The sequence below is a fragment of the Bacillus sp. YKCMOAS1 genome, from assembly GCF_030268125.1.
Lineage (GTDB): Bacteria > Bacillota > Bacilli > Bacillales > Bacillaceae > Bacillus > Bacillus safensis.
Map to the genome: position 1 here is coordinate 35,804 of NZ_BSEI01000009.1, position 10,278 is coordinate 46,081.

A 10,278-nucleotide genomic window follows, 5' to 3' on the forward strand; every position below is an offset into this window, starting at 1 on the left:
AGGAAAATTGCCGAAGGAGCTGGTTCAAATGCTGAAAAAAAACAAACAACAAAAGGACCCAAATTCAGTATTTGAAGCATTGTCACGTTCTGCTGATTTTACAAATGAGCTGTCTCGAAATGGAGATTTTCTGTATAGGATTTCCTTTTTTCGATCTTTAATTAATGGACATCTTCTACATGAACAAATTCTCCCCTCTCTCAAACAAATGCACCTGACACCTACTCTTGAAGAGCTGAAAGAACAAATTCCTATTGAGCAGGCTGTCATCACGAACGATCTTCAAAAAGTGGAAGAAGCCCTTCACCGGGGCAGCATTGCTATTAGACTTGAGACAGACTGGGGCAAAACGCTTCTTTTGCCGATTGAAGAAAAGAAAGGCAGACAAGTAGGTCCGCCCGAGATTGAATTTGGGATTATCAGTGCTCAGGAAGCATTTGTGGAGGTTTTAGATACCAATTTAAATTTGGTCAGGCGGCGGCTGCCGACGCCTAACCTGAAAGTTGAGGAAAAGACGGTTGGTACGCTCTCTCAAACAAAAGTAGCCGTGTTATATATTGAAGAAATCGCTAACCCAGAAAACATCGAAACGGTTCTGCAGCGAATTGAGGACGTTGATTATGATCAGATTTTAGATGCGAATTACCTCGCTCAAATGCTTTATGATGTGTCCAATACGATTTTTCCGTTGTTTTTGAATACAGAAAGACCCGACCGCGTGTCTTCAGGTTTGTCAGAAGGGAAAATTGCCATATTAGTGGATGGCTCGCCTCATGTCTTGCTTGCTCCAACTATTTTACTTGAGTATTTTTCCACTATGGAAGACTACAATATGTCATGGATTGCGGCTTCTTGCTTTAGGCTGTTACGCATATTTGCTGTGATATTTTCCATTTTTGCGACACCTTTATATGTCGCCGTTTTAACTTTTCATTATGAGCTGATCCCAAAGGATTTATTAGAAACCATTGTATCCTCGCGCTATCTTGTTCCATTTCCTCCGATCATTGAGGCACTATTTTTAGAGACTTCGATTGAATTACTAAGAGAAGCAGGGTCAAGGCTCCCGGCTAAAGTCGGTCAGACGCTCGGGATTGTTGGAGGGATTGTCATTGGACAGGCGGCTGTAGCAGCAGGCTTAACGAGCAATATTTTACTCATTATTGTTGCCCTGTCTGCTCTCGCCTCATTTGTCACGCCTATTTACAAAATGGGCAGTACCATTCGGCTGCTGAGATTTCCCTTCTTACTCGCAGCACAGGTTTGGGGCGCATTAGGCATTGCTGTGATGGGATCTTTTCTGCTCACCCATCTAATGAAATTAACCTCGATTGGCCGGCCGTATCTAGAGCCTATTTTTCCAATGCGCCTTGCTGATTTAAAGGGCAGTTTGATTCGTCCTCAGCTCCGTTTTTTGAACAAAAGGCCGGAAAATTTACGTCCAAAAAATGAAACCATCCATCGGTCTAAGCCTAAGCAAGGCTGTAAGGGGAAAAATGATTTTTATGAATAAGGAAGTGAAGGCATGAGCTCTTCTTCTGTCAAAGAGAAATTTCAAGTATCCCCTTATTTTGTGTTTTTTCTCATCAATGCCAATCAAGTCGGGGTCAGCATTTTAAACTTTCAAACAAACCTTGTTCGTTCTATCAATAATGATGGATGGATCGCTATTTTGATTTCTGGCATGAGCGTCAATGTGATGATCTTTTTAATGTACTTGATGTTTAAAAAGGCACCTTCGGATGAATTTGGTGATATCACGCAATATGTATTTGGCAAATGGATTGGGCAATTATTCAACATTCTTTATATCTTATATTTTGCTTCTTTGTCGCTGACCGTTCTTATCCATTACATGGATGTGATCCATGTATGGCTGTTTAAAGAAATCCCTGGTCTTTTGTTTGCATCTGTACTGCTGCTGCTTGTGTATTACATTCATACTGGCGGCTTTAGAACCATTGCTGGCTGGGCATTTTTTAGCATTGTACTGACGTATTGGATGACGTTTATTTGTTTTTATGCCATGAAATATAGTCACATTCGTTTCATGTTCCCAATGTTTGATCATACATTTTCGCAAATGCTTGTGGGAGTCAAAGATGCATCCTTATCCATGTTTGGTTTTGGCACCCTGCTTGTCTATTATCCCTTTATTAAACAAGCTCAGACATCTCAAAAATTTGCCCACATGGGCGCATTATTTACGACATGCTTAAACTTGCTCACTTTTCTCGTCTCTATTGCGTATTACTCAAGTGCTCAGCTCAAATTAACAAAATGGCCGACACTAACGTTAACAAGCATTGTGAAGCTTCCGTTTATCCAGCGCTTTGAATTTATTGAAGTGTCTCTTTGGCTGCTTCTGATCATTCCTAATATCACAATTCCATTATGGGCAGCGAGCCGAATGGCAAAAAAAATGCTTCATACGAGCCAGCGCGTCACGTTCATCGGGCTCAGCATCCTCATTCTGATCATGTTTTCGTTTTTTGCCAGTGCAACTTCTTTTGAAACCTTTAATCAATGGGTGGAATTTAGTGGATTCATTCTGATCTATGGATTGATTGTCTGTATGGTCATTGGACTGATGCTGAAAAAAAAGAGGGGGAAAAAACGAGCATGAAACGCTATATTCTTACGGGCCTCATGTTGTGTAGTCTTTTGTTAACCAGCTGTGCAGAGCCCCGCCTTTTAGATGAATTAAATATCTCCCAGGCGGCGGGATTTGATTTAATAGAAGACGGAGAAATGAAAGGCTTCTTTGTCTTCCCTGTCTTTAAAAGTCAAGAACAAGGAAGTTATCAAATATTAAGTGCAAGGTCAAACACCATTAGCAATATTCAATTTCTTGTATCAGAAAAATCGCCTTTTCCAGTCGTCATGGGCCAGGTACTCGTTATTTTAGTCAGTGAAAAGTTAGCAAAAGAAGTAGGCATGATTGATTTAATGAATTACATTTACCGTGATCCTATTATTGGTTCACGCCAAGTGTTTGCGATTGTAGGCGGAGAAGTGGAAGATTTATTATACACAAAAATGAATCAAACGAACTTAAATATAGGTGTATATCTCTCTGATCTGCTCGCCCAAAATATGCGAAATGGCAATGAACCTGTCACCAATCAGCATATTTTTATGAATCAGATGCTGGCAAAAGGGGTCGATGCATACCTCCCTTACATCAAGAAAACAAACAGTGGCATCAAGATCACAGGAGTCGCTCTGTTTGATCATGAAAAAATGGTCAGTCATATACCTGGAAAAGACACGTTCACATTTAAAGCGATGATTGAAAATCATAAAAATGGCATCTATGAGTTTCAATTGGCAGATCAAGCAAAGACCCATGTCGTCATTGAAAATATCAAATCTCATGTGTCTTACCGAATCAAACCAACGAAAAACCTAACAAAGAAGCCTCATATCATGATTGATATCAAGCTGAAAGGCGAATTAAAAGAATTCATGAAGTCCAAAAAAATTGATAAACCTTCTATATTGGACCATGTTGAAAAAGAAGTAGAAAAACGTGTCGCTCAGCAAGGACAAGACCTTGTTCAATCCTTTAAAAAGCAAAACATAGATCCTCTTGGGCTGGGCCTTAGGTATAGATCAAAAGACAAAGCAGTGACACCAGAAAAATGGAAGAACATTTATCCTGATGCAGATGTACAAGTTAAATGCCACATGAAAATTGTTCAAACGGGAGTCAGCCAATAAAAAGGCTTATTCAAATATGTCTTGTTTGTTCTCCAAGATTTTGGACACTTTCATTTTCACTCGTGGAACATGATCTTTTTGATAATATTCATTTAAAATCTTTTCTACTTCATTTTTATCAGTTTTAAGGATTTTAGGTGAATATTGTTCCACTAGAGCCGGTCTATTCCCTTTTGCACAGTTTGCCATTGTATCTAGTGCAATTAAGCTGAAAGGTTTTCCTTTGTTTAGCCAAGATTTCATTCTCTCCCAGGTTGGGTAGCTGACGGCTGCCAGACTTCCCCACTGATCGTGAAAATGGGTGCAATTTGACTCCATCCAATCCAATATTTTATTAGAACGGAAACGGTGCAGGCAAATAAAAGCCTCTAACGGCAATTCTTTTTCACTGACAGATTTCAATTTATCTAGAGTACGTTGTAATCCCTCATCTACTGGCAAACTGCTGGCGGCTGCCCACGAAAGCGGATAAAGAAATTCTTCATCAGCTTGATCCAAAAGTTCCCTCACCCACCCAGCAGCAGAGGTACCTAACACATCAGCCGTAATTTCTAACATGCGCGATTTCACTTCGACATGATGCGTTTGATCAAACCTACTTTGAACAGCATCCAAGATTCTTTGCTGATCGTGCTGTTTCAAAGCATCGATGACATCATCCTCAAGAAACCATCTAGTGATTGAAAAGTCTAATAAAGACACCAAATCACGCCTAACGGCTTGTAATGTTGGTGCTTTTTCACTTTTGGTGATGACAACATCCTCCTCTAATTGGAAAGCCTGTCCGTCCTCTCCATAAAAATCATCGTGCAGTAAAAATTGTTTAGGAGAATGGAGAACAGCTAGGTTATACCATTCAATAGGCCGTAATGAATAGGTGAGTAGTCTTTCGTGGCATTGGTGGCATAATTGATAAGGCTGTTTCGGTTCATCAGACGCTTCTGCAACGTTCATTTCGTTTTTTTGACAGGCTTCACATAAAATAGTTGTCCCCATATTTTCACTTCCTTTCACTGCCAATGAATGGTCATTCTGCTTCTTTCAAATAGAGATTATTCTATCTATCACCCACGGCCATTGAGCCATGTTAAATCAATTGAAAAGATATTCTAATCTTCATCCTTTACATCGGGGTCTTCCGGAATCGGTTCATTTAAGATCTCTTGGACGAGCTCTTTATATTGTTCGAGCTGCTTTAAATGTGTTTGAAACTGCCCTTGATAAATGAGATAAGATTCCCCGTCAAATACGTAACGGATCTTTTTTTGCTGGATTAATTTTTCAATATACGCTTCTGATACTTCCAAGTATTCAGCTGTTTCTGCGATTGTTAAATACATGTTTGTGCACCACCCGTTCGTTTCATCTAACAAATTATATCATGATCTACTGAAAAAACGGATGCATCCTATTCTCTTTTATGGTGACCATTCTTCATATAGCAAGTAGATCGTCTAGATGCCGGCAAATATGGTATGATAATATCTGCTAGACGAGAGCTTTCCAACATAGACTTGATGAAAAAGCAAGGTTCAGTGGTGTCTGTATGAGCCGCAAGCCATGCTGGCATATATAGAAAGCATACTCATGAGAAAAGCAAAACAAGCATAGGCTCTTATAAGGATGCTTGAAGAAAATTCGTATTTAAAGGCAGAGTGAAATGAATGGGAACCTTTTTTAATGAAATTTTAACCTGGCTGACAAGCCTTGGTTATGTAGGTGTAGCACTAGGACTGATGATTGAAATCATTCCGAGTGAAATTGTACTTGCCTATGGCGGATACATGGTGTCAACAGGCACAATAGGTTTTGTTGGAGCTGTTATTGCCGGCGTCATTGGAGGTACACTCGCCCAGTGTTTTATTTACTGGATCGGTCTGTACGGCGGAAGACCTTTTTTAACAAAATATGGAAGGTATTTATTCATCCATGAACATCATATCGCGACTGCAGAGCGCTGGTTTGACCGGTATGGAACCGGTGTAGTGTTTACTGCACGCTTTATCCCTGTTGTCCGCCATGCCATCTCGATTCCAGCTGGTATTGCTAAGATGCCTTTTTTGAAATTTGTTTTCTTGACAGGATTAGCTGCTATTCCTTGGTCCATCTTATTTATCTATCTTGGCATGCAGCTCGGGACAAAATGGGATCATATTCAAAGTGTTGCTCATGCTTATACAACCCCTATTATGGTCATTGCTATCGTCCTGATTGTTCTCTACTTTGTACTCAAAAAAATTCGGACGAATCGAAAACGGACAATCTAACAAAAACGCCTTTCACTGATCTGGTGAAAGGCGTTTTTTTACGAGTGTGCTGATTGTTTTTCCATATATCGGGATAACTCTATTATCATTGCACCCATTCTCTCAAGTGACGGGGCAAGAATTCGGTCTATTCCTTCTTCTTTTAAAGCTTCAGCAGTGACTTTCCCGACAGCTACTGCCAGTACGTGCTGCTCGAATAATGCTTGCAATTCTTCTTTTCTGCCCCATTCTGCGGCTAATTTGAAAAAGGCGTGAACCTGGACAGCGGTTGTAAAGCAGACGGCATGAACTTGTCCATCTATCATTTCTTGAAGAAGCTTTTCAGCTGCCTCTGGTTCAGGAGGTGTGTGCTGATATGGTAAAAGCGGCAAAACATCTGCCCCCTTGTCATGTAAAAACTGAATGAGAGCTGGTGCATTTTCACCATGTAGCTGCACCATTACACGTTTGCCTTGAAACTCCTTGTCTTCAAGTTTTGAAATTAAGTCACGAACCGTACCGTCTTCATCAGAGACCTCTGGCTGAATTCCGCGTTTTTTCAGCGCAGCAAAGGTTTTGTACCCTCTTGAAGCAATATGGGCATTTGATAGAATGTTCATAAATTCATTACCAAGCTGCAGCTCTTCTGCACTCTCAATCAATGTATCTGTACCGATGCCTGTTGTTAAGATGACCCAGTCTGCCCCTTGTTTCACAAAGGTCTCTATGCCTGGCTTTAATTCCTCTTTTGCTAAAAATACGGTTCCTTGAAGAGAGCGAATAACGGCTTGTCCTCCTTGTTTTTCGACAAGTGTACGCATTTCTTCTGTTTTTCTCGTTCCACAAATAGCAATCGTTTTCCCAGATAAGCTTTTACTCATATTATCCCTCTTTTTCTATCACATTTGATATGTATTAAATATAGATTTATTTGGAAGACGATGCAAGTGTCTACTAAAAAAGAGCTTGACGTTTCTATCGAATTCGAGTATCTTTTGTAAGTGCAAATTGTAGGAGGTCATTATGGAAAAACAGAATGTTCAAGCAATTCGATTATCAATTGCAGACCCAACACCACTTGGTTTGTTTGGTTTAGCAATGGTGACGCTCGTTGCGTCCTCACAAAAACTAGGAATCACAGATGGCACTTCCCTTATTTTACCTTGGGCTATCTTCCTTGGAGGAATCGCGCAGTTGATCGCGTCCATACAAGATTCAAAGCATCATAATATTTTTGGAGCCACTGCCTTTGGCGCATTCGGTCTTTTCTGGATGGGCGTTGGTACGACTTGGCTCATTCAAGCCGGCGTTTTTGGGAAAACGCTTGCGGGAGCAGCAGATCCAAAACAGCTAGGCTTTGCGTTTATTGGTTATTTGATTTTCAGCTTGTTTATGACGATTGGTGCAATGGAAACACATAAAGTGTTATTTTTGATTTTCGTCTTTATTGATTTCTTATTCATTGGTCTTTCCCTTAGCACGTTTGGTGTGATGTACGATGTCACTCATACCATGGCTGGTATTGCAGAATTGATCATTTCCCTGCTTTCATTTTATGGTTCTGCAGCTGTTGTCCTTAATACACATTTTGGCCGTATTGTTCTGCCAATTGGACAACCATTTCGCATTTTTACAAAAGCATAAATAAAAAAGAACTGCGCTGTGCAGTTCTTTTTTTGTTTATTTTTCTTGCGCCTCTTGAAAGATCTCTCCGATGATTTCATATGAACGCATTCTTTCTTGATGGTCAAACATATCTGAATTAATCATCACTTCATCAGCTTGAGTAGCTTCAATAAAGGCTTCTAATTCTGTTTTCACCTTTTCTTTATCCCCAATGATAGTCGAGCTTAATTGTTCATCCACCATCGCCTTTTCATATGGACTCCAAAGACCGTCCATGCTGTCGACAGGCGCTTTCAGTTTTCCTGGTGTATTACGAATGAGACTTAAAAACCGCTGATAATGAGAGGTTGCCAAATATTCAGCACGCTCAGTTTGATCTGCAGCAAAAACCGTCACACCAACCATGGCATAAGGCTCTTTTAACACATCAGATGGTCTAAATGACTGTCTGTACAATTCTAACGCGGGAATTGTATTTTTAGGTGAGAAATGTGCTGCAAAGGCAAATGGCAATCCAAGTTCTCCTGCAAGTCTGGCGCTAAAACCACTTGAACCAAGGAGCCAAATTGGAATGTCCAGGCCTTCTCCTGGAACAGCTCTTACATGTTTTTTAACCTGACCGGTCGGCTTGAAATATTGCATCAGTTCTTCAAGCTGCTCAGGGAAATCTTCTCCGTTATGAAGATTACGTCTAAGCGCTCTTGCTGTTAACTGATCCGTCCCTGGTGCTCGGCCAAGACCTAAATCAATTCTCCCCGGATACAATGTCTCAAGTGTGCCAAATTGTTCGGCTATGACAAGTGAAGAGTGATTTGGCAGCATAATTCCACCAGATCCTACTCGAATTTTTTCTGTTCCTCCCGCAATATATCCAATTAAAACGGACGTTGCAGAGCTCGCAACCCCTTCCATGTTATGGTGTTCTGCCAGCCAGTATCTATGATAGCCCCACTTCTCCGCCTTCTTTGCTAAATCCATACTACGCTCAAAAGATTCTTTAATGGTGCCTCCTTCTGTCACAGAGGATAAATTTAAAACGGAATAGGCTTTGCCGTGTAAAACTGATTGACTCATAAATGATGTCCCCATTTCTGTCAAAGATCATACTATTTTTATACTTTCAACACCATAACATAAATTCATGAAAGATTTAAATGATTTGATTCGATGATTTTCGAAATGATGATTTTTTAGGTTTTACTTCCAATTTGTAAATTTGCACATAGAATGAAATATCAATTTTAGGAGATGGGCAATTTGTACAATCAATTCGATCACAAATGTCCCTTTTGCGGTAAATACCATGAACAGCCTCATTACAAAAGATCACGTCATGACCGTCCTCGAAAAAGAGACTGTCCATTCATTAAACAAGAATATTCAAAACAAAATATATCTCAAGGGAATCAACCTTGCCACATTGCAAAAGGAATAAAACAATCAAAACCAAATCAAAGAGCTGGACCAAGAGGCCCGGCAGGCCCGGCAGGTCCCCCTGGAGCTACCGGACCTACTGGACCTGCTGGCGGGTTAACCGGCGCCCTCCCTTTTGATCCCTCACAATCACAAGATTACGATGCAGGGCAAGTGGTCACGTTTGATGGCAGTACTTACATTGCCAATGTTGACGCTCCATCAGGAATACCTGGACTTTCCCCCGACTATACCCTTTTGGCTGCTTCTGGAGAAACTGGGCCTACGGGTCCTACTGGGATCGGATTAAGTGGTGTTGAATCCTATGATCCTGTAACGGCACCAACATATTCAGTAGGGCAAGTGGTCACTTATGGTGGGGGTACTTATCTTGTGAATTCTTCACCACCTTCAGGTACGCCAGATACGTCGTCAGATTACACACTTTTAGCAGCACCAGGTGAAACTGGAGATACTGGTTCTACCGGCGCTACAGGTAGCACTGGAGTTACTGGTCCTACCGGCGCTACTGGTGTCACTGGAGTTACTGGGCCTACCGGCGCTACTGGTGTCACTGGAGTTACTGGGCCTACCGGCGCTACAGGTAGCACTGGAGATACCGGACCTACCGGTGCGACGGGTAGCACTGGAGTTACTGGTCCTACTGGCGTAACGGGTGTCACTGGAGATACCGGACCTACCGGGGCTACAGGTGTCACTGGAGATACTGGTCCTACTGGCGTCACGGGTAGCACTGGAGTTACTGGGCCTACCGGCGCTACTGGTGTCACTGGAGTTACTGGTCCTACCGGCGCGACAGGTGCGACAGGTAGCACTGGACCAACGGGTCCTACTGGCGTAACGGGTAGCACTGGAGATACTGGTCCTACTGGCGCTAAGGGTAGCACCGGAGCCACTGGCTCTACCGGGGCTACTGGTATTACTGGACCAACGGGTCCTACTGGCGTAACGGGTAGCACTGGAGATACTGGGCCTACCGGCGCTACGGGTGTCACTGGAGATACTGGGCCTACCGGCGCTACGGGTGTCACTGGAGATACTGGGCCTACCGGCGCTACGGGTGTCACTGGAGATACTGGGCCTACCGGCGCTACGGGTGTCACTGGAGATACTGGGCCTACCGGTGCTACAGGTAGCACTGGAGCTACTGGTCCTACCGGGGCGAGGGGTGTCACTGGAGCGCGTCGGGCCGGACATGAGAGAGTCTGCGGAGACGCGCGGCGCACCTGCCGCACTGGTGTCACTGCTG

Annotated in this window: 9 protein-coding genes and 1 pseudogene; 6 read left to right on the top strand and 4 right to left on the bottom strand. The window is 42.3% G+C overall.

Features of this window, described 5'->3' with window-relative positions; genetic code table 11:
* Positions 1 to 28: 28 nt before the first annotated feature.
* The 3 genes from QSJ46_RS18865 to QSJ46_RS18875 are packed head-to-tail and all read left to right on the top strand — an operon-like array spanning position 29 to position 3,723.
* Positions 29 to 1,513, top strand: coding sequence for a spore germination protein (locus QSJ46_RS18865; RefSeq protein ID WP_285605166.1), 1,485 nt, complete (start codon positions 29 to 31; stop codon positions 1,511 to 1,513).
* A gap of 12 nt (positions 1,514 to 1,525) precedes the next feature.
* Positions 1,526 to 2,626 (top strand): GerAB/ArcD/ProY family transporter, encoded by a 1,101-nt coding sequence (locus QSJ46_RS18870; protein ID WP_047203397.1) that lies wholly within the window; start codon positions 1,526 to 1,528, stop codon positions 2,624 to 2,626.
* Positions 2,623 to 3,723 (top strand): Ger(x)C family spore germination protein, encoded by a 1,101-nt coding sequence (locus QSJ46_RS18875; protein WP_107164258.1) that lies wholly within the window; start codon positions 2,623 to 2,625, stop codon positions 3,721 to 3,723. The genes QSJ46_RS18870 and QSJ46_RS18875 overlap by 4 nt, the downstream gene beginning before the upstream one ends.
* 6 nt (positions 3,724 to 3,729) lie before the next feature.
* On the opposite strand, the gene QSJ46_RS18880 is transcribed toward QSJ46_RS18875, so the two are convergent.
* Entirely contained in the window at positions 3,730 to 4,719 is a 990-nt protein-coding gene (locus QSJ46_RS18880) for a hypothetical protein (RefSeq protein WP_285605167.1), read from the bottom strand.
* Positions 4,720 to 4,832: 113 nt separating this feature from the next.
* Positions 4,833 to 5,063 carry an excisionase family DNA-binding protein gene (locus QSJ46_RS18885; RefSeq protein ID WP_039179160.1) on the bottom strand — a complete coding sequence of 77 codons (231 nt, stop codon included), beginning with the start codon at positions 5,061 to 5,063 and terminating at the stop codon, positions 4,833 to 4,835.
* 324 nt (positions 5,064 to 5,387) lie between these two features.
* Between QSJ46_RS18885 and uptA the strand changes: the two genes are divergently transcribed.
* Complete coding sequence (gene uptA / locus QSJ46_RS18890) at positions 5,388 to 5,990, top strand: undecaprenyl phosphate transporter UptA (RefSeq protein ID WP_285605168.1); 603 nt, start codon at positions 5,388 to 5,390, stop codon at positions 5,988 to 5,990.
* 38 nt (positions 5,991 to 6,028) lie between these two features.
* Here uptA and QSJ46_RS18895 read toward each other — a convergent pair whose 3' ends face one another.
* A complete protein-coding gene (locus tag QSJ46_RS18895; protein WP_285605169.1) occupies positions 6,029 to 6,850 on the bottom strand; it encodes a uroporphyrinogen-III synthase in 822 nt (273 codons plus the stop codon).
* 142 nt (positions 6,851 to 6,992) lie between these two features.
* Here QSJ46_RS18895 and QSJ46_RS18900 point away from each other — a divergent pair, with 142 nt between their 5' ends.
* A complete protein-coding gene (locus tag QSJ46_RS18900; RefSeq protein ID WP_024425703.1) occupies positions 6,993 to 7,613 on the top strand; it encodes an acetate uptake transporter in 621 nt (206 codons plus the stop codon).
* Positions 7,614 to 7,649: 36 nt separating this feature from the next.
* On the opposite strand, the gene QSJ46_RS18905 is transcribed toward QSJ46_RS18900, so the two are convergent.
* A complete protein-coding gene (locus tag QSJ46_RS18905) occupies positions 7,650 to 8,669 on the bottom strand; it encodes an LLM class flavin-dependent oxidoreductase (protein ID WP_285605170.1) in 1,020 nt (339 codons plus the stop codon).
* 174 nt (positions 8,670 to 8,843) lie between these two features.
* Here QSJ46_RS18905 and QSJ46_RS18910 point away from each other — a divergent pair.
* Positions 8,844 to 10,278: pseudogene (locus tag QSJ46_RS18910) on the top strand (hypothetical protein); the annotation flags it as partial.